This window comes from Cytobacillus firmus DS1 (assembly GCF_000565285.1).
GTDB classification, from domain to species: Bacteria; Bacillota; Bacilli; order Bacillales; family Cytobacillaceae; genus Cytobacillus; species Cytobacillus firmus_A.
In genome coordinates this window covers 207,197-227,343 of sequence record NZ_APVL01000008.1, presented here as the reverse complement: position 1 = coordinate 227,343, position 20,147 = coordinate 207,197, and the positions used below count along the sequence as shown (strand labels likewise).

Sequence of the window (20,147 nt, the reverse complement as noted above, 5' to 3'; positions counted from 1 at the left end):
CCTTAGAGCATACTGTAGAAACTGTCTTTTAAATTGGAGAAAACGATTGCAGTAGTGAAAATTACAAGGAAGAATAAAAATAAGATTGCTTTATACATTATTTACCAGCCTCGCTATATAAAATTCCTAAAAAAGTACCACACAAGTTATAATTTTAACTGTTAGAAGTAGTACATACAACTAGGAAATAGTGGTTTTTTTTGTCTGGTATATTAAAATTATATTACAGGGAGGTTTTAGCTCGATTAATTTTTCGTTCGAGCCGTACAATCCGCCGGTGCAAATCTTCCTGTTTTATTTTCACCTTTTCTGTTCCGTTATCCGCTTCCAGCAGGTTTAACGCTTTTTTCGAATAGATTATAGCCTGGCCAATATCCTTTATTCGATGCTCGTAGATCTTGGCCAGTTCAATGCAGGATATTACCTTCATATTAATCAGCCCTTTTTCAGCAATATCCTTCCATAATTTTGCGGCTTCATCCCAATTTTTATGTTTTTTATGCTCAAAAGCCAGCGCAAACCTGGCATCCAAGGCTTCAGAAGACTCTCCATCAGATATTTTATTGAAGGCACTTACTGCCTGTGAAGATTCACCCAGTGTTGAAAGCCACCTTCCCACTTCATAAACTTCACGGGAGGTCTGTCTTTCATCCAGCTGAAGTATCTGGAAAGAAAGATGTGTATACAGGCTGATCAGGGATAGGATATCAATTTCATTATGCTTTATGATTCCAATCATCCCTTCAGGATCTTTTCTTTCAATAAAATCAAAATAAATCATTGGTGCCAGAAACCCTGGAATATCGTCTTTTCTTTCAATCCCCAGAACATCTTTTTCAACTGCAGCAAGCTTTATTCTTTCAAGTTTGTGCTTCCACATTCTCCTGGCAGCATGATATAAATCAAAATGTCCAAATGGAGGCAGTTTTGGGACATGTTCCCTTAGCAGTGTATGTCTCGTTTTTACCTGCGGCCAGTCGAAAGCTTTCCCGTTGTACGTGACCATTGTTGAATAATCAATGCTTTCCAGAAAACTTTTATATAAAGGTATCTCAGCACCCGGGTGAGGGAGAATATGCTGTTTCAGTTTTATTTTGCTTCCATGCAGACTGGCTTGGCCAAGCAGGAATATAGTATTGCCAGTGCCTCCGCCCAAGCCGGTTGTTTCTGTATCAAAAAAGAAAAGGTTTTCCGGCCCGTGACCGGAAGCAGACAGCGGATGCTTTAGGCTGGAAGAATTCCAGGCATCCACCGCTGCTGTAAATTGCCCAAAAGAATAGATTCCATGCCTATAGTCAAGGCTGTATTCTTTTTCCCTTACAAGACAGTAAGAGTCTTCAAAATAATACGGATAAACACCTTCATTAGCCCATACTTCTTTAAAAGGGACATCGGCTATATTCTCATGTTTTTGGACGGATGTAGGCTGGTTATCGTTATCTGTTCCAAGATGTCCCTTAAGCCTGTTCAGCTTGTTTTTAATGGACAATTCTATCACCTGCACTATTAACGTCCTTTTTAAAAGAGCCGAGAATCAGAAGTACGTCTTTTTTGGCCATTTCTGAAGAGGTATCTGTTCCGATACAGGAAGGACAGCCATGGTCACACGCACATCTGCTGACCATTTCCATCGTTTCATGCATGATATGTTCTATTCCCCCGAAAATTTTCTCACTTAACCCTACACCGCCCGGATACCTGTCATAGAAAAAGATCGTGGGCTTTTCATTATGGGCAGCTTTCACTTGCGGGATAACATGAACGTCCTGAGGATCGCACATCACAAATAGCGGTACAATATGCTTAAGTGCATGTGCAGTCCCAATGAGTCCCTGTTCAAGCCTGTCCTGTTTATAATTCAAGGATTCCCTGTTAAACGAAAGCCAGGTTGAGCTTGTATGGAGTTCTTCTTCAGGAAGTGTTATTGGACCGGATCCGATATTTTCATGTGTTTCAAACTTAATTTTTTTAAATATTGTTGCCATTGCTACAACACTGACATCCCCAAAGCCAATCTCTCCAATGGATGACGCTCTGATTTTATCCTGCTCAAGCACTTTGAGCTCTACTGCCAGATTAGCATCGGTAAAATAGTCTACATCCACTTCACGGACAAACGCCTTCTTCTCTTCCCAATCAAGCATTTCCACCTGAAACTGGGTTCCCTGATGAAGATAGATTGCCTCATCGTGCAGAAGGGTCATAGCGGAAAAGCGATCCATTTCACCAATTACTTTTACATTCGCAATATCTGATTGATCAATTATGATAACATTTTCCTGTGATGCTGAACGGAGACTGATGTTATGGGCAGGAAATGAGTCTTTCATCCAATAAAATTTGTCTCCGTTCTGATGAAGGACCCTTTCTTCCGCCAGGTATTCCAATACCTCTTCAGTTTCAAAAGTGCCAAAACGTTCCCCGGCATTAAAAGGAAGCTCATAGGCAGCACACTTGATATGATCAACCAGAATAATAAGGTTATCCGGATTAATTCTGGCTGTTTCAGGACTTTTATTAAAAAAGTAATCAGGATTTTGAATAACATATTGATCCAGCGGACTGGAGCTTGCCACCATTATGACAAGCGATTCATCATGCCTTCTGCCTGCGCGTCCAGCCTGCTGCCATGAGCTGGCAATGGTGCCGGGGTATCCGGTCATGACACAAACCTGAAGCTGTCCGATATCCACGCCCAATTCAAGGGCATTTGTGCTGACAACTCCATAGATCTCCCCTGAACGCAGTCCTTTTTCAATTTCCCGTCTCTGGGTTGGCAAATAACCGCCTCTATAACCCCGAATTGCTTTTGGCCCCAGTTTATGTTTGACAAGCTCCTGGAGGTACGTCAGCAGGATTTCGACTCTGACCCTGCTTCTTGCAAATACAATGGTCTGGATTTTATTTTTCAGAAGTTCACCTGCGAGCTTTCTCGCTTCGAGAGTTGCACTTCTTCTGATATTCAGCGGTTTATTGACAATAGGAGGATTATAAAATACAAAATGTTTTTTCCCGCTTGGGGCTCCATTATTATCGACGAGTTTCATCGGCTTTTCTGTAAGCTTTTCTGCCAGTTCCAGAGGATTGGCTATTGTTGCAGATGTACAGATAAAAATGGGGTCGCTGCCATAAAAACGGCAGATGCGTCTAAGACGGCGAATGACATTTGCTACATGACTGCCAAATACCCCTCTGTATATATGAAGTTCATCTATGATCACATACTTTAAATTTTCAAACAAAGATACCCACTTGGTATGATGAGGCAAAATTGCCGAGTGAAGCATGTCCGGATTTGTAATAACCACATGCCCGGCTCTGCGTACCTTTTGCCGGATGTTTGCCGGTGTATCTCCGTCATATGTATAGGAATTGATATCCAATCCGGACTCCTGGATGATTTCATTGATTTCGCTTTTTTGGTCCTGAGCCAATGCTTTTGTCGGAAACATATAAAGCGCCCTTGCATCCGGATCATTTACGATCGTCTGAAGGACTGGAAGGTTGTAGCAAAGCGTTTTTCCAGAGGCCGTTGGAGTAACAGCTACCAGACTGTCCCCATTCATGGCTGTCCGATAAGATGTTTTCTGATGTGTATATAGCCTAGAAATGCCTCTTTTTTGCAGTGCATCCTTTAAGGATGGATGAATGTTATCCGGAAGGCTGGCAGTCTTAGCCTCTTTTTCTTCTATTGTATGCCAATGGACAATATTCTCTTTATATTGCTGTTCAGATATAAGCTGTTTCATGATTTCAGGCAAATTTTTTCGCACTTTCATCTATTTCACCTCATATTCCTATTCTATCGAATAAACGTTCGTTCTAACAGAGCAAACTCTTAATTTCTATTAACTTTTTATGGGAAATTTTCTATTAAGCTTTAAACTTAATTTTTACTAAATCAGATTCACGGAATAATTGACTGAAAGTTCTAAATATAAGAGAATATGATATATCCATTTTTTCTCAAATGAGGTGAAGACGTGCTGCACATTATTTTGAAAACTGCAAGTGTGTTTGTGTTAATTGTCATTGGATTTATCCTGATTCTTTTTCTTCCAAGAGAAAAGGAAGTAACCGTTTTTTCGGGCTTTCATATTGAAGCAGATTATCCCTTCAGCTTTGAATTATATCTGGCAAGAATAGAGAATTTCACAGACCATATTTTGACTGAAAGAGGCTTTGGGGAAGCGCGTACCGGACGCCCCGTTAGTGAAGAAGCAGGAAAATTCGTGGCCCGCAGCTTAAAAATTGTTCTTCCTGCTTTCATGGTCAGTATGCTGCTTGGCACATTGATGGGTGCTGTTCAATTTTACAGGAGAATAAAATTCACCGGGAAGCTGCAGAATTTTCTTTCCTGGATGTTTTCTTCCATACCCGATTTTTTTCTGTTTATTGCCATTCAGTATCTTTTCATTCTGATGATGCAGCATGGGCTGCCGCACTTTAAGCTGTATGGACATGAAAATTGGTATAGCTTTTTATTGCCGCTCATTTCATTATCCCTGTTTCCATTTCTGCACATGTCCCGTTTTACATCGGCTGCTCTTGAAAATGAAATGGGCGAAGAGTATGTGCGCACAGCTTATTCAAAAGGACTTGGCGACTTTAAAGCACTTCTTCACATGCTCTGGAATTGCTGGTCCCCCATCATGAACCAGGCGCAGCTGGTGATGCTCTATATCCTATCCAGTCTGCCAATCATTGAAAAGCTGGCAGGCTATAACGGGGCAGGCAAGGAGCTTTTATTCAGCATATCATCTAATGATGAATTGAAGGCACTGTCCCTTATGCTTCCCTTCCTCTTTATCATGTTTATAACTATTATCCTTTCACAGACAGCAAAGTTATGGCTCGTCCAAAAGGAAAGGGTGTGATGCAGATGCGGCTTTTAACATGGATCAAAAAACATGCTTTATTTTGCTTGGGTACCTTTTTGCTGCTGCTATTGCTGGCAATCACATTTGCCGGACCATATCTTCCTTTTGTTGACCGCGAGCTGACAACGATTACATACATCCTAAATGAGGATAAAAAGCCTGTTATACCGCCTTATCCGCCATCAGAGGAATACATATTCGGCACTGACAAAAGCGGAAGGGATTTGCTCAGCCTAATCATCCTGGGGGCAAAAGAAACTATTTTGCTGGTTGCCTGTATAACTGTCCTTCGATATGCACTGGCCATTCCGCTCTCCTATCTTGCACACAAAAAATGGATGGGTACACACCTCTTCCTTAAATGGCTGAATGGACTGCTGTCATATATTCCAACTATCATAATCGTCATGCTTCTTGCCATGCTTCCGCCGTTTTTGCTGAGTGATTACCGCCCCTTTTTCCTGCTCCTTATTATTGCTTTGGCAGAAATGCCCCGTGCTGCCGACATGATAAAACTGGAATTTGATCAGATTTCATCTAAAGAGTACATATATGGAGGGATTGCTGGCGGAGCTTCACCATACAGGCTTTTCAGAATATATTATCTTCCATTTCTTTATAGTAAGCTTCTTGTAAATATGGTTACTGATCTTGGAAAAGTCATGTTTCTTCTTGGTCAATTAGGGTTTGCCGGAATTTTTATTTCGCAGGATTTTGTTCAATCCATGTCAGGAGATTGGCAATTGGTCAATAAATCGATTTCTTGGCCAATGATGATGATTAAAGCGTTTGAGGATATAAGAGGCCCCATTTGGATTCCTTTTTTCTCGGCATTTGCCATGACCTATGCCATTTTAACCTTTAATATATTCGCCGATGGATTAAAATCATTTTTCACCAGGAAGATCCGATATATTTAGATGTCCCAGCCGGGATTATTAGAATGAGCTTCTCTTAATATAAACGTTATTAATGTTTTTTGTTACAATAAGCTTAATAGGACAGAAGCAAGAGGTGGATTATGAAAACAGAGGAAATTAAGGCAGTTCTATCCCAGTTCTCTCTTTTTAAAGAGCTGAACAGCGAAGAACTGGATAAGGTAGTTGAGATATCCATATCACGCGAATGGAAAAAAGGAAGTCATGTTTTTCTGCAGGACGACCCGCTGGATAATGTTTATTTCATTAACAACGGCAGAGTTAAGATTTATAGAAGTGATATTAATGGCAAAGAACAGATTGTTGCCATCTTAGCAAAAGGCGAGATGTTCCCTCATGTGGGATTCTTCAGAAAAGGCGGGTACCCGGCTTTTTCCGAGGTGCTGGAAAACGCTCAGCTCGTTGTTGTGCCTATTTCGCAATTTGAAAAGGTGCTTATTGAGAATCCGGAGTTATGCATTAAGGTGTTTAAAGTCCTTGGCGAGAAGATTGTCGATCTGCAGGAGCGGCTTGAATCGCAAATTTTAAACAATACTTATGAGCAAATCATTAAATTGCTTATCCGCCTTGCCAAAATGCATGGGAAAAAGCTTGAAAACGGCACCTTTGTTTTAAAAGGGGACTTTACCAATAAAGACCTTGCCAATATGATTGGCACCACAAGAGAAACGGTCAGCAGGACATTAACCAAGATGAAAAAAGAAATGTTAATCGAAACTGACCAGGATGGACATTTAATCATAAACCCTGATCAGCTATTAGAGACAATATTTTAAAGACCGCACTATGCGGTTTTTTCTTTTCCTGATGACTCATCAGGAACATCCACCCAATGGGCGGCATACGATATGTTGAAAAATCCTGTTTGAGAGGGGATGGATGGATATGGAGGATCCAAAGAAAAAGGATCGAAATGAACCATTTGGGGACTTGATGAGATCAATGAATCAGCTTTTCCATGAAAAACCTGGCAGAGGATTTCTGCAGACAATGGATGATTTCTTTAAAAATCCCTTCCCAGCTTCTTCTTCCTTCCATGTTGATGTTGCTGAAACTGAAAAAGAACATATCATTAGTGCGGAACTTCCGGGAATAAATAAAGAGCAAATACAGATTGATATCCTGGACAATTATATAACCATTTCAGTAAAATCCGCTGAGATAATAACAGAAGAAGATGAAAAAAATAAAATTTTCCGCAGACAGCAAAGCATGCAGCGTTCCAGCCGGACCATTCCGCTTCCACAGCCAGTTAATGAAAAGAAAGTAAAAGCAGTTTACCAAAATGGCCTCTTGCAAATCAAAGTTCCTAAGCAGCAGGGAAAAAGAATCCTGATCGATGAGAGCTGATCCTGACTGCGATTCCAGTTTTATAGAGTCTGGTTAAACAAAAACAAGCAGTATCACGCCTGCTTGTTTTTGTTTGGGTTAAATAAGCCGGGCTTATTAACTGTTCAGTTTAGATGTATCAATCCAATTATTGAAATAGCCGGTCGGAACACTGAAGTAATCCTTTGTGAAGAATATAAACTCCCTCGTATCGACCTCTTTATAGCGAAACTTTTGATAATAATCGGACAGGAACTGCATCCCCACTTCTTTAGGGGATTCCCCTTTCAGGGTATACTTTTCCTGGATCATTTGTAAAATCTCCAGAGCAGGCTGTCCATAAATATATCCGGTATGCTTTACCTCATTCACCGGCACATTTGAATATTGCCTGCCCAGTTCAGCTTCCTCGATTGCCTCCATCCGAAAATGGGAGATGCCGAATGCCTGCTGTTCAGCCTGATTTTGACCTGCATAGAAGTACATTGAGGTGGCAAATTCTGTGATTCCTTCATCAATCCACGCATTGTTGTATGGGTCATTAGCCACTGCTCCATAAAAATACTGATGAGCAATTTCATGGACAATAGAAATATCATAAAACCTCTTATCATCAATATAAGGGTTTATGGTTACAATACCGGGATATTCCATAAACTGCCCTTCATCCAAAACAATGTCAAGCTGCTTATGCGGGTATTCTCCAATGTTCTCCTGATAAAAAGATAATGCTTTTTTGGCCAGCGTTAATGATGCTTCCGGGTTTTTATCATGATCGCTCTTTGAAAATAGTCTGACCTTTACACCGTCTTGCGCTTCCTTTTCATAAACTTTCATATCCTTCATGACAGCAATGAAGAAATCCCTGACCTTTTTGGCTTTAACTGTCCCTTCAGTCTTTCCTTTTGCCGGATCTTTTTCTGCTGTGGAAGCCAGGGAATACCCTTCAGGCAGCTTATAGGAAACTTTGAAATCAGAGAAGCCTGTATGAAATGTTTCCAGCCCCTCCATATAAGGCTCTTTGTTCCATTTGCCTTTTTGATAAACTGCAGCCATTGGGTACCATTGAGCAAGATAATAGTTTGTGCCTGCTTTTGAAAAACGGCTGCCGCTGTCCGGGACTGTAAATCTATATTGAATTTCTACCTTATGTCTGCTTTTATCTTTCATTTCAGGTATTAAATTTATTGTCAGCGTATCACCATCCAGCTTATAAGAAGCTTTTTGCCCATTCACTGTCAGCTTTTCGATCTCTGCTTCAGACGTTCCTTCAACAGAATCAAATGTATGTCCATCTTTAAAAACGTTCGGGATGAAATAAAAGACAAGCTCATTCCAGTCTTTATCTGATTGGTTTTTCATTTGGATATTTGCATTAGCAGTGAAATAGCCTTCGCCATTCATTTCCAGATCAATTTTATAATCAGCCTTGCTGCCGCTTTTGACGCCTACATTTGAATCCTTTGCAGCCACAACATAGACACCTGCACCGGCAAAAGCAATGACTAATGCAGCAAAGGCTGCTTTAGGGCCAGAGAATGACCAGACTTTCTTTTTTCGGCCATATTGTTTTCTCGAAGGCTGTATTAATGGCTCATGCCCAGTCTTAATCCATGGAGTACGCTGATAGTTTGATTGAAAGCGGTTCTTCAGCCCATTTGCAAGCAGACTGAAAGACACAGTTGTAAGTAAAAGAACCGCTAATGGCGCAATTAATATATGGGTGCTGCCATAAATATTTAACCTGGCCTGACCAACCAATCCCGCCAGCTCCTTTGTTGCTGACAGGTAGATGATGGGATCATATCTCATAATGGTTCCGCCGACAAAGATATTTAAAAGCGCCAACTGGCCCATAAGGGCGATTACGTACACAATTTCAAGTATAAACATTACAAGGAACGTTTCCTTTAACTGAGGAAAAATATGCTTCCAGATCAGACGGTGTTTTCCAGCCCCCAGGGCTTTTGCAGCTTCAATATAAACAGACTTATATAACTGAGCGGTTTTCAGCCTTACAGAAGACACAATGCTTGGAATACTGATGACTGAAGCAATTACTATAAAATACAAAATTAATACATTTTGCTCAAGATTACTGTTGAAGCTTATTGGCGCAAGGAAAAAATACAGAATCAGAAAAAGCGGTACATAGCTCCATGCATTTTCGAAAGCAATCAGCCAGCCTGGCGTCTTTTTCAAGGTGCCCGCATACAAACCGAGGATTGTTCCGAATGCCATTTTTATACCAGTTACAGCAGCTGCAATAAAAACAGTGTATCTTAATCCATATAAAATCATGGATAAAATATCATAGCCCCATTTATCTGTGCCCAGCGGATAGGAGGATGATTCAAAAGGTTCCAATGGCGGTGCCAGAACCTTCCCGTTTGTATATTGTGTTTCTAAAACCGAAGTTAATGAATGCGGAGCAAGAATAGGCCCGAAAATGCTGAAAAAAAGCAAGCCGGAAACCATAACAGTTCCGATAATTAAGGAGTAATTTATTTTTAGCAGCTTATTCATAGATAAAACCCCGTTTAAACAGATAGAATATGAGTCTATTAGAAATATAGACAATTAAAGAAATAAGAAGCATCGCAAACAAGCCGATTGCAATCGGCTGAACCCCGCTGCTCTGAAAAATAAATTTTGTTATGCCGGAGACATTCATAATATGTTCGATAATAAAGAGATTGCCAATAGCCAGCGAAATCACTTTAACCAGTTCAGATTTGATAAATGGCTCTAAATTTTTGAAGACATGCTGAAAATTTATGTAATTCAAGCCCATTCCTTTAGCAACTGCAGTCTTAATATAGTCCTCCCCGCTTGTCTGATAATATTTAACCGAGACAAGTTTAAATAAATATAGCGTCGGGGCAATTGCTGCAAGCACTGTGGGAAACCAGGTGTTGAGGGCTCCTCCATCCGGCCTGAGTGAAATCACCCTGATTCCGGTCATTTTATATATTTTAACGGCAATAATCATAGACATCACAATGATGATAAAGTCAGGTATAGCCGCAAGAATATTCAAGAATGCCCCAAAAAGCTTAGTAAGCCTGAAGCGGCTGATAAATACCCCGAAAATCAGACTAATAATTAAAGAAGCATTTACAGCAATTATTACTATCAGCAGGCTGGTAAAAAAATTGTCAGCAATGTCCCCTGCTATAGGACGGGTCTGCATCCCAAGCTGATAGGTACCAAGACTGCCCCCGCTTATTTCAGAAATAAACTCTCCATAAATTTGCGGCAGACTTTCGAAGCTCCAATTTAGACTCCCGCTCAATGGATCAACAGATATAATTTTTGGCAGAGCTGCTAGAAATAAAATTAATACAAATATAATAAAAATTTGCTGCACAGCACGAACCATAGTAACCCCCCTTTATTATGACAAGAAGTCATTTTTCTATTTTTTCACTTTTATCTAAATTTTGTCAATCATACAATTAAATATTCATAGATAATATTTCCTATAAATATTTTAAATAGACCGGCTATTCTATTTTTAAATATATTTAATCTTTTTTCAAGTCTGATTTTTTAAAACATAAAAAAAAGGCCGGTGCGGCCATGATCCTTTATGCTTTAAATATTCCGCCAATTCCTTTAACCATGGATGATACCTGTGTGACTGCAGACATCATCTGGCCTGCTGTGTCCACCATTTTATTAAGATCCAGTGATCCATCCTGGGCTTTAAACGAATTCATAATGCTTTGCACGCCGGATGGCTGTTTTGGGATGAAGGATTGCTTTGGATATGGATTCATGTATGGCATTTGTTGAGCAGCTGGCTTACTTGGCTGTTTTCCATAGTATTCCTCAGATTCTAATGGGTTTTGAAATATCCCTGCATTTTTTGAACCTGTATGTGAGTAATATCCGGAATCAAAATTTTGCTGCGGATAGGGCTGATGCGGAAAACTTTGCTGCATTCCTGCCATTTGCTGCGGCTGCTGGTATTCCATATTAAAAGGCGAATAATAAGGATTATACGGTCCGGCAGCCTGGTTATAATTCTGCAATGGCTGCTGCCTCATATAATATTGGCCATTGGTCCCCATATAAAATGGATCAAAGTATACATTTTGATTTAAATGGCCGTATGGCTGTATATGGCTCGTTCTATTCATTACTCGGCCAAACATGGGCAAACATCCTCCCCAGTCAAAAAGATAAGTATATTAGCGATAATACCAGGTAATATCCTTCTAATTATCACCAATACAATATATGAATGATTTGCCCAGAACGTGAAAGAAGTAAAATATGAGTAAAAAAGAAGCGCTTTCCGCTTTTGTCTAACCATGAAGAATGATGTCGGAAGTTTGATTTTTTTAAAAACGATGAAAAATAAATTTTTATGTTAGGATATAAAAAACAAATTGTTTCTTGTCCGCTTTTTCATTTACCAGGATGCGGGGAGGAAATTTCTCCGCGAATCTATTTTAGAGGAGGCAATATCATGAATGTTCACGAACTACAAATGAAGTTTCATCAGCTGCGGGAGTATACTCCTGAAAATGTAAATGAATTATTGGATTTTGCTAAAAAGGCCTATATCCATAATGAAATTTCCAGTACAGATTATCGAAATCTCGTTCGTGAGCTTGAAGCTCAAGGAGCGGCCGTTCCGGAAAGCTACAAAGATAACACCCTCCAGGATTCAGTAAAAGCATAGGGATTCAATAAGAAAAGCGCAAGCGCCTTGCCCACGAATGAACGCAGACTAAGAACGCCACGTCCTGTGGCAACGTCTGCATGACCCCCATCCTCCCAAAAGCTTTCGCTTTTGGTCGTGCGATGATTATGCTGACGAAGCCTTCCTTGTCCTGGGGGCCTCAAGCACAAGACGAGCCTCCCGGAAAGGCGTTCTTTGCCTTTTTGGGAGGATTGCCCGAAATGTGGAGGCTACTGCCCTTTCAAGGAACGCAGACCAAGAACGCCACGTCCTGTGGCAACGTCTGCATGACCCCCATCCTCCCAAAAGCTTTCGCTTTTGGTCGTGCGATGATTATGCTGACGAAGCCTTCCTTGTCCTGAGGGCCTCAGGCATAAGACTGTTCCTGTAAGAAGGTGTTTTTCCTTCTGAAAGGAAACGGCTTATGACCCCGAGTCCCTAGGAGCCGCAACTAGACAGGCTTGTGACCTCGAGGGGGTAGGCTGCTTGCGCTAGACAGTTATCTACGTTCAAAAATTATATACTTTCTTATCTTTTGAAAAAGGGAACCTGGTTCAGGTTCCCTTTTTTTCTTCGCTTAATAATATCATCAACTGCTTCAAGACATACACGGCCGAATTAACATAATTAATGAATCTGGTCCTGCTTGTTTCAGGAAAAAATGCCTGAATGGAAACCATCTCAATATGTTCAGCAGCAGATTCAATCTGCTGAGAATAAAGATTTCGTGGTTTATGAATGCTAATCCATTCCCGGGCTTCTTCTTTCCATCTGTCATTTATGGATTTAACATCATCAGCAAAAGGTTTGACTTCATTATAAAAATCACCCTTTTCACCTAATTCCTTAGCCTTCTTATACCTGCTGTCTGAAATTTCCACATATTCAAGCAGCAGTTCTGTCATTTGCAGCAGGGAATTTTCATTTACCATGGGCTTCATCTCCAAAAATAAAAGTAGCTAGTCAATTTTAGCTACTGAAGGATACTGCTATTCTATTCCACTTAGAAGCCGAGTTCAAGCTTCATTCTTGCTGATCTTTTTGCGGTTTCAGTACTGTCTGCCTCAGACCTGATTGCCGTCATATCTTCTTCAATCACTTCGAGCCTGCTTTCACAAGCCTCTATTTTTTCTGAATGTTCATAATACCAATCCTGCCGAAGTCCCGACAAATTAGACTCCAGTACATTTTCAAGCTCTTCAAGCTGATCGTATATTTCTGAAAGCATGGCCAGCAATTCTTCTTTTTCTACCATTTTTCCCTGCATTCAAAAAACCTCCCGATTTCTTTTTCTCCTTGCCATCTGCCATAAATACAATGAAGGATACAGTGAAAATTTGCTTTGTGTCTACATAGATTCTATCTTCCCTGAAGCTTTCCTCCATGCATGACAAAACTAGAAGTGATTCGCCAAAGAAAGTACTTATTTGCATGGCAGCGGCAAGGTTTCGACAGCCTCCGAAGAATGAAAATAACATCATTGAACAAACTAATGAACGGAGGTGTTATGATATGGCAAAAAAAGAAAAACAAAATAAAGTACAGCCAAAAAAGCTGGAAGAAACAAAAACAGGCTATGGCAATAAGAAACTTGAAGGTCCTGACCGCCCTTCAACTTAACAGAACAAAAGCGAAAACGGATTGGCTTCTGACCTCGATGGGGCAGGTGCTGAAGCTGGATGCAGACACTAAAAAAGCAAGGGGCCCCTTGCTTTTTTGTTTGCAGTTTTATTTTGTTAGCAAATTGAGCGAAATATTTTTCCCAGCTTGGCAGCAGTGTGAAGCTGGTCCTGCTTATGCAAATACCATTTTGTAATATGGACTGGATGTTTTAGGACAACCGATTCTGATGCCCATTTACTCTTTATGCGTTTTTTGAAAGACCAATCAGTAAATTGATGTATGTGATGAATGATTATCGGGTATGTACAGCGTAAGAAAGGGGTGGTTCTCCGTTTTCTTACCTTAAAGTATTTCTCATAATCATGCCTTGAACCTGTATGAATCGTGCGTGAAGCAAATTCATACACGTCGTCATAATAACTTGTGTCAAATAATATTTCTGCCAGCCGTTTTCCAAGATCAATTCTTTTGGACACCGAGCGGAAACCATTAACACTCGCCCCGTATAATTCCCCTTTACAAGTAGGGAATATAACAGAACTAAAATGAAGATAATCCTGAAAGGAAAAAAGCAATGTATGAAAAACTTTATTTTTATAAATAGAATGCTCCATTACAGGCTCTTGAATAACATTTTGTTCGTTGATAATCAGTGAAATCATTAACCTCTTTTTATTTCTATTTTTCCAGAAATAAAGCCACTCCTGTTCCATAAACGACGATACATGAAAAGTTTTTAATAAATGAAACATTGGCCTATTTAGTTTCGTCGAATAATGATAGAGGAGAAGCTGGGGAAATGCATCCTGAAAAATCAGCCAATTGGCCCTTTCATATGTAATATAAAGCATATCCCTGAATTTCTTTCCTATCAATTTAGGAAAACAGCTTCCTTCAAGATCGCACATATTCCAGCCGGCATTTCGGGACACCATGGAGGCCAGGAACGCCCAGCGTATTTCAGGATGCTTTTTATAAAACTGAAAATAAGCTTCCGTTCTCGAGATATTGTCCAGGTTACATTTCGCTGTCATTTTCGAAATATAATCCATTATTGCCTGTTCCTTTTTTTCATGTCTGTTCAGGAATTTCCCAGAAAGAAACACCGCAATTCACCTCAGAAAATGAATGTTCTATATTTAGCCGGCAGGCAGCTTACGGGTAAAACCGGATAAAAATACTAAACTGGAGTTTCCTATATCCTTTGTTATTTAGAACTTTTTATTCAACCAAATCATGCTTACTTTTGTTATCATAGGGAGTAGCTGAAAACGAGGTGAATGCATGAATTTCCACTATCCAAATGGCAGGAGATATACCCCGCCTGCTAATAGCGCTAAAAAACTGACTCCGGAGAAGAAATGGACATACAGCAATCGTGGAATGACACTGGAGGAAGATATAAATGAAACTAATGAATTCTATTTGGAACATGGAATAGCCACTATTCATAAAAAGCCCACGCCTGTTCAAATCGTACAGGTCGATTATCCAAAGAGAAGTGCAGCTGTTATTAAAGAAGCTTATTTCAAACAAGCATCAACAACTGATTATAATGGTGTCTACAAAGGCAGGTATATTGATTTTGAAGCAAAAGAAACCCAGAACACGACCTCCTTCCCTTTAAAGAATTTCCATGAGCACCAGGTAAAGCACATGGAAAAAGTTTTAGCCCAGCAAGGGATTTGTTTTGTCCTCCTCCGCTTCTCGGCTACCGAAGAAGTTTTCCTGTTAGAGGCACATCATTTACTCTCATACTGGGAGAGGATGAAGGATGGGGGGAGAAAGTCAATCACCAAGGGTGAAATTGAAATGAATGGCCATTACATTCCGCTTGGATTTCAGCCCAGGATTGACTATATTAAGATAATAGATTATCTTTATACCCTTAAATAATTAATTTACAGTTCCATTGTCAGAAAGGATGAACATAGATATGACAGAAAAATATCAATCAAGGGAGGAGCGCCGAAAACAGCAATCCAAGCCTAAAAAGAAGGGCAAGAAAAAAGGCACAGGCACTTTTAAACGTATTTTCCTTATTTTGATTGCCCTGGGCATTGCTGGAATGCTCTTAGGAGCAGGCGCTTTTGCTTTTATGGTGAAAGACGCACCAAAGCTTGATGAAAAATTGCTGAAGGATCCCATTTCTTCACAGATTTACGATATGGAAGGTGAATTCATTACAGATGTAGGCTCGGAAAACCGGGATTATGTCGCTTATGAAGACATCCCAAAACTTGTGGAAGACGCCTTTTTGGCAACGGAGGATGTCCGCTTTTATAAACATAATGGAATGGACTTAATCCGTTTAGGCGGTGCAGTAATAGCCAACGTAACTCGCGGATTTGGCTCTGAAGGGGCAAGTACGATTACACAGCAGGTGGTAAAGAACTCCTTCTTAAATAATGAAAAAACGCTTAGCAGGAAAGCACAGGAAGCCTGGCTTGCCTTCCAGCTTGAACGCAAGTATACAAAACAGGAAATCTTTGAAATGTATGTGAACAAGATTTATATGTCTGAAGGACATGGTGTTTTAACGGCATCGAAAATTTTCTTCGATAAAGAATTGGATGAACTGGAGCTTCATGAAGCCGCCCTTTTAGCCGGCATGCCGCAGAGCCCGAACAATTATAATCCTTTTGATCATCCTGACAAAGCAGAGAAAAGGAGAAATATTGTCCTTTCACTGATGAATCAGCATGGTTTTATCACAAAAGAACAGATGGAAGCAGCCCAAAAGGTTCCTGTGGAATCTACACTTGTTGCTGAAGAAAAACGCGAAACCAATGAATCTGAATATGATTCTTTCGTTGACGTCGTCTTGGATGAGGTGGAAGAAAAATATCCAGATTTAAATCCGTATTCTGATGGACTGAAAATTTATACGACACTTGATCCAAATGCACAGAATCACGTGGAAAATATCTTGAATACTGATGCAGCTGTGACATACCCTGATGACGAGTTTCAGGCTGGAATAACGTTGCTCGATACTAAAACGGGTGAAATCAGAGCAATCGGCGGAGGACGCAACCAGGAAGTAAAACGCGGCTTTAACTTTGCCGTGGATCAAAAAAGACATGCCGGTTCAACCTTTAAACCAATTGTCGATTATGGACCAGCAATCGAATATCTAAAATGGGGAACTTACCAGACGATTGTTGATGAACCTCACACCTATTCCGGTGGTACGAAAATCAATAACTGGGATGGAAAGCACATGGGTCCTATGTCAATGCGTGAGGCCCTTGCCCGCTCCCGCAACATTCCGGCTCTGAAAACACTTCAGGAAGTCGGGACTGATAAAGCATTGGAATTCACCAATAAATTAGGAATTCCAATAGAAGAGATGTATGAGTCCTATTCTATCGGCGCTTATGAGGTTTCTTCTCTTCAGGTAGCAGGTGCATACAGTGCATTTGGAAACAATGGCTTCTACACTGAGCCACACGCCATCAAGCAAATTGAAATGCGTGACGGCACGAAGCTTGATTTGAAACCTGAATCTGAAGTAGTGATGAAAGATTATACAGCATTTATGATCAGTGACATGCTGAAAAGTGCAGTTAAATCATCTTACGGGACCGGCCGTCTGGCTGATGTTCCAGGATTGCCTGTAGCAGGAAAAACAGGGACTACAAACTACACGGATGAACAGGAACAGGAATTTGGAATACCTAGAGGTGCCGTGCCTGATGCCTGGTTTGCAGGCTATACAACTAACTATACCGCGGCTGTCTGGACCGGCTATCAGGATAGAAAAAACTATATCCCGGCCGGCGATGAGCAAAAAATTGCCCAAAAACTTTTCAGCAGCATAATGGCACATGTATCAGAAGGCAAAGAAACAGAAGACTTCAAGGCCCCTAACTCTGTAGAGAAGGTAGCCATTGAAAAAGGCAGCAATCCTGCCAAATTGGCGAGCCAATACACACCTAAGGAACAAATCATTTATGAGTATGCTGTAAAAGGCAATGCTCCGACACAGGTGTCAGAGAAGTTTGATAAACTGGACTCTCCTTCTGGCCTGTCAGCGAACTTTGACCAGGAGGCAAATGAGATCACATTATCATGGGATTACCCGGAAGATGCAGAAGGCACTCAATTTGAAGTGACTGTATCCGTAAATGAAGGCGGAGATCAGCAGCTTAGCGTTACTTCAGAAAAAGGCTTAAAAATTGCAAACCCTCAGCCAGGTGCTGTTTATACCTTTAAAGTAACTGCATTTAACGGTGACCAGCAAAGTGATCCTGCTTCTATAAAAGTAGAAATCCCGGACCCAAGCATCATCGAAGAAGATGAAACAGAAAATGAGGGGCAGGATGGAACTGGCGAAGAAGAACAGGAAGGTCAAGAAGAACAAAATGGTGAAGACGGCCAGGACGGAAACCAAGATGACGACGGGTCTGGAAATGGTGATGGCGACGGATCCGGAGATGGTGAAGGTGATGGTGAAGGAGCCGGAAACGGTGAAGGTAATGGCGAAGGTTCAGGTGATGGTGATACTGGTACCGGAGCAGGAGCTGGAACTGGCGGTGACACCGGAGGAACTTCCGGTAACGGGTCTGAATCTAGTGGAGGCCGGAATTAAATGAAGAAAAAGCGCTGATTCAGTTGAATCAGCGCTTTTTCTTCATTTGTTCCAATGTAAACATCTTCATATATTGCTTTTCCATTTCAGTCATTAGCTCAGACAGCTGTATATATGAATGATAAAAAGCCGGTCGTGCAGCAATGAAATCCAGCCGCTCTTTTAGGTTTACTGGCTTAATTGTCAATTCCCCGGGATCTTCCTGAAGGTTTACCGGCTTGCTGTTTGTCCAATACAGCAACTGTAAAAATACTCCCAAAGATACTTTCATCGGATCTAGAGCAGCTTTCTGGTCCCGGTTTGTGAAGTGCATACCAAGAAGATCTTTCTGTCCTGCCCACTCATTAAACAAAAATGGAATATATTCAGCATTGTTTTCCCATGGTCTTACTGCAGGGATCCCTGCATAAAAAGCAGCTTCATATAAAAAGGGCGGCAGCGGCTGATAAGCGAAAAGGGATTCTTCTATTACTGCTAATGAATCACCCCTTTTATAAAACAGGGAATGGCATAATTGTTCTTTAACAGGAATGACGATTTCTCCGGTCATTTTGCCTGCTTCACCTTCATTCGTTTTTTGCCTTCCCGGCATAAATCAAGCAGCGGGCAGATCTCACATTGTGGATTCTGTGCCTTACAGTGATATCTTCCAAAAAAAATCATACGATGATGTGTAATTGACCATTCATCCATCGGCACTTTCTTCATCAATGCCTTTTCAACTTCCAGTACAGAGTCCTTCCAGCGGCAGAAACCAAGCCTTTTGCTGACTCGTTCAACATGAGTATCAACTGCAATGGCAGGCACTCCAAAAGCAACTGAGACAACGACATTAGCAGTTTTACGTCCTACTCCTGGAAGCTTTGTCAGCTCGTCTCTGTCGCGAGGCACTTCCCCTTCATATTCATCGAGAAGCAATCTGCATAGCTTTTGGATATTTTTGGCTTTGTTACGATAAAGACCAATGGAGCGGATATCCTCCTGCAGTTCCTCTATGGAAACATTCAGGTAATCCTGGGGGGTTTTATACTTTTGAAACAGGTTCCTTGTCACTTTGTTAACCAGTGCATCAGTACATTGTGCAGACAGTGCCACTGCTATGACCAGTTCAAACGGATTGGAATGATTCAATTCGCAATGTGCTTCCGGGAACATTTCTCCCATTGCATCAAGGCAGTGTCTAATTTGTGTTTTATTTAACAAAGAAATCACCAACTTACTATCTTCATTATTTTTCGCGCAGCAGTGCCTGCTTACTGTTCAAGCCAATTATAAAAGGGAACGGATTTCGCTGTCTGAGACGGAGCATCCTCCCTCTTCGTCCTTTGCTGTGCTTGGTTCTGCCTGAATTTTTTTCCATAGCTTTTAGCCTGTTCAATCGTTTTTATGCCGTTCTTTTTCCATTCAAAAAGAATCCTGTCTATATATCTGAAATTCAGTTTACCGGACAGGACAGATTCTCTTAAAGCAGCTTTTATAATATGGGGATCATGGTGATCATCATCCATCCAGAGCGCAAGCGTTTCACATTCAAAAGGTGAAAGCGGCCTGCCAAACTCCCTTTCAAAGCAGGTATATAGATCTGTTTCCTCCTGCTGCATCTTAGCAGCTTCCCCTTTTTTACCGCTGAGCAGAAACTGATCAATGAGCTTCTCCCAAAGCGGATCAAGATGGTAACTTTCATATCTGATTCCATCGGCAGAGTAGCTGTCTTTAATATCAATAAAGCCTTTTTGGATTAGTTTTCTGAGCATTTCCGTACATTCAGCCATAGAAATGGTCATGCGGGAAGATAATTCTACAGGGGTGGGAAATTCGTTCCCATGTTCAATATAGGAAATTACATGAAGTATCAGGACGAGTTCATGCTCATTCAAATTCATTTCTTTATATTGTGACAGCAGGACTCCAGGTATTGAAATATTTCCTTCCTGAAGCCATTTCAATAAACTATTTTTAGACATTCGGGACACCTCCTTCTCAGTATATCATGAACATAGTGACCAAAGTGAGTTGAAAAAACGGTAACTTTTCCATGAAGATTCAGCTTGACTTCCTTCTTCTGAATGTTCTAACGAAACCGGAAGAAG

Annotated in this window: 18 protein-coding genes; 7 read left to right on the top strand and 11 right to left on the bottom strand. The window is 40.8% G+C overall.

Going from position 1 to position 20,147, the window contains the following annotated elements; genetic code table 11:
• Positions 1-223: 223 nt before the first annotated feature.
• Together PBF_RS12825 and PBF_RS12820 are read right to left on the bottom strand one after the other, a co-directional pair.
• Positions 224-1,489 (bottom strand): ribonuclease H-like domain-containing protein, encoded by a 1,266-nt coding sequence (locus tag PBF_RS12825; protein ID WP_035330215.1) that lies wholly within the window; start codon positions 1,487-1,489, stop codon positions 224-226.
• Positions 1,479-3,779 carry a DEAD/DEAH box helicase gene (locus PBF_RS12820; RefSeq protein ID WP_035330214.1) on the bottom strand — a complete coding sequence of 767 codons (2,301 nt, stop codon included), beginning with the start codon at positions 3,777-3,779 and terminating at the stop codon, positions 1,479-1,481. Before PBF_RS12820 ends, PBF_RS12825 begins: the two co-directional genes overlap by 11 nt.
• 204 nt (positions 3,780-3,983) lie before the next feature.
• Here PBF_RS12820 and PBF_RS12815 point away from each other — a divergent pair, with 204 nt between their 5' ends.
• The 4 genes from PBF_RS12815 (at position 3,984) to PBF_RS12800 (ending at position 7,168) form a co-directional block, all read left to right on the top strand.
• Positions 3,984-4,877: an ABC transporter permease gene (locus tag PBF_RS12815; protein ID WP_035330213.1), complete on the top strand. Its 894-nt coding sequence runs from the start codon at positions 3,984-3,986 to the stop codon at positions 4,875-4,877.
• A 5-nt stretch (positions 4,878-4,882) separates the two neighbouring features.
• Entirely contained in the window at positions 4,883-5,800 is a 918-nt protein-coding gene (locus tag PBF_RS12810; RefSeq protein WP_035330236.1) for a hypothetical protein, read from the top strand.
• Positions 5,801-5,901: 101 nt separating this feature from the next.
• Positions 5,902-6,594, top strand: a complete 693-nt coding sequence (locus PBF_RS12805; protein ID WP_035330211.1) for a Crp/Fnr family transcriptional regulator — start codon at positions 5,902-5,904, stop codon at positions 6,592-6,594.
• 109 nt (positions 6,595-6,703) lie between these two features.
• Entirely contained in the window at positions 6,704-7,168 is a 465-nt protein-coding gene (locus PBF_RS12800; RefSeq protein ID WP_035330209.1) for an Hsp20 family protein, read from the top strand.
• 96 nt (positions 7,169-7,264) lie between these two features.
• Here PBF_RS12800 and PBF_RS12795 read toward each other — a convergent pair whose 3' ends face one another.
• The 3 genes from PBF_RS12795 to PBF_RS12785 form a co-directional block, all read right to left on the bottom strand.
• The gene (locus PBF_RS12795; protein WP_035330207.1) at positions 7,265-9,673 is read right to left on the bottom strand and encodes an ABC transporter permease subunit; all 2,409 of its coding nucleotides are present in this window, start codon (positions 9,671-9,673) and stop codon (positions 7,265-7,267) included.
• Positions 9,666-10,529: an ABC transporter permease subunit gene (locus PBF_RS12790; RefSeq protein ID WP_035330204.1), complete on the bottom strand. Its 864-nt coding sequence runs from the start codon at positions 10,527-10,529 to the stop codon at positions 9,666-9,668. Before PBF_RS12790 ends, PBF_RS12795 begins: the two co-directional genes overlap by 8 nt.
• 208 nt (positions 10,530-10,737) lie before the next feature.
• Positions 10,738-11,307, bottom strand: a complete 570-nt coding sequence (locus tag PBF_RS12785) for a YppG family protein (RefSeq protein WP_035330201.1) — start codon at positions 11,305-11,307, stop codon at positions 10,738-10,740.
• 317 nt (positions 11,308-11,624) lie between these two features.
• Between PBF_RS12785 and PBF_RS12780 the strand changes: the two genes are divergently transcribed.
• Entirely contained in the window at positions 11,625-11,840 is a 216-nt protein-coding gene (locus PBF_RS12780; protein WP_035330197.1) for a YppF family protein, read from the top strand.
• Between the two features lie 554 nt (positions 11,841-12,394).
• Here PBF_RS12780 and PBF_RS12770 read toward each other — a convergent pair.
• The 3 genes from PBF_RS12770 to PBF_RS12760 all read right to left on the bottom strand — a co-directional run bounded on the left by PBF_RS12770 (position 12,395) and on the right by PBF_RS12760 (position 14,569).
• Positions 12,395-12,772 carry a YppE family protein gene (locus PBF_RS12770; protein ID WP_035330194.1) on the bottom strand — a complete coding sequence of 126 codons (378 nt, stop codon included), beginning with the start codon at positions 12,770-12,772 and terminating at the stop codon, positions 12,395-12,397.
• Positions 12,773-12,843: 71 nt separating this feature from the next.
• The gene (locus tag PBF_RS12765; protein ID WP_035330193.1) at positions 12,844-13,107 is read right to left on the bottom strand and encodes a hypothetical protein; all 264 of its coding nucleotides are present in this window, start codon (positions 13,105-13,107) and stop codon (positions 12,844-12,846) included.
• A 469-nt stretch (positions 13,108-13,576) separates the two neighbouring features.
• Positions 13,577-14,569, bottom strand: a complete 993-nt coding sequence (locus PBF_RS12760; RefSeq protein ID WP_035330192.1) for a DUF2515 domain-containing protein — start codon at positions 14,567-14,569, stop codon at positions 13,577-13,579.
• Positions 14,570-14,747: 178 nt separating this feature from the next.
• Here PBF_RS12760 and recU point away from each other — a divergent pair, with 178 nt between their 5' ends.
• On the top strand, positions 14,748-15,359 hold the full coding sequence (recU, locus tag PBF_RS12755) for a Holliday junction resolvase RecU (protein WP_035330190.1): 612 nt from the start codon (positions 14,748-14,750) through the stop codon (positions 15,357-15,359).
• A gap of 40 nt (positions 15,360-15,399) precedes the next feature.
• Entirely contained in the window at positions 15,400-18,057 is a 2,658-nt protein-coding gene (locus tag PBF_RS12750; RefSeq protein WP_035330189.1) for a penicillin-binding protein 1A, read from the top strand.
• A gap of 28 nt (positions 18,058-18,085) precedes the next feature.
• Here PBF_RS12750 and PBF_RS12745 read toward each other — a convergent pair whose 3' ends face one another.
• The 3 genes from PBF_RS12745 to PBF_RS12735 are packed head-to-tail and all read right to left on the bottom strand — an operon-like array spanning position 18,086 to position 20,021.
• Complete coding sequence (locus PBF_RS12745; protein WP_035330187.1) at positions 18,086-18,607, bottom strand: YpoC family protein; 522 nt, start codon at positions 18,605-18,607, stop codon at positions 18,086-18,088.
• Complete coding sequence (gene nth, locus PBF_RS12740; RefSeq protein WP_035330185.1) at positions 18,604-19,260, bottom strand: endonuclease III; 657 nt, start codon at positions 19,258-19,260, stop codon at positions 18,604-18,606. The genes PBF_RS12745 and nth overlap by 4 nt, the downstream gene beginning before the upstream one ends.
• Before the next feature lie 50 nt (positions 19,261-19,310).
• On the bottom strand, positions 19,311-20,021 hold the full coding sequence (locus PBF_RS12735) for a DnaD domain-containing protein (RefSeq protein ID WP_035330184.1): 711 nt from the start codon (positions 20,019-20,021) through the stop codon (positions 19,311-19,313).
• Positions 20,022-20,147 lie beyond the last annotated feature (126 nt).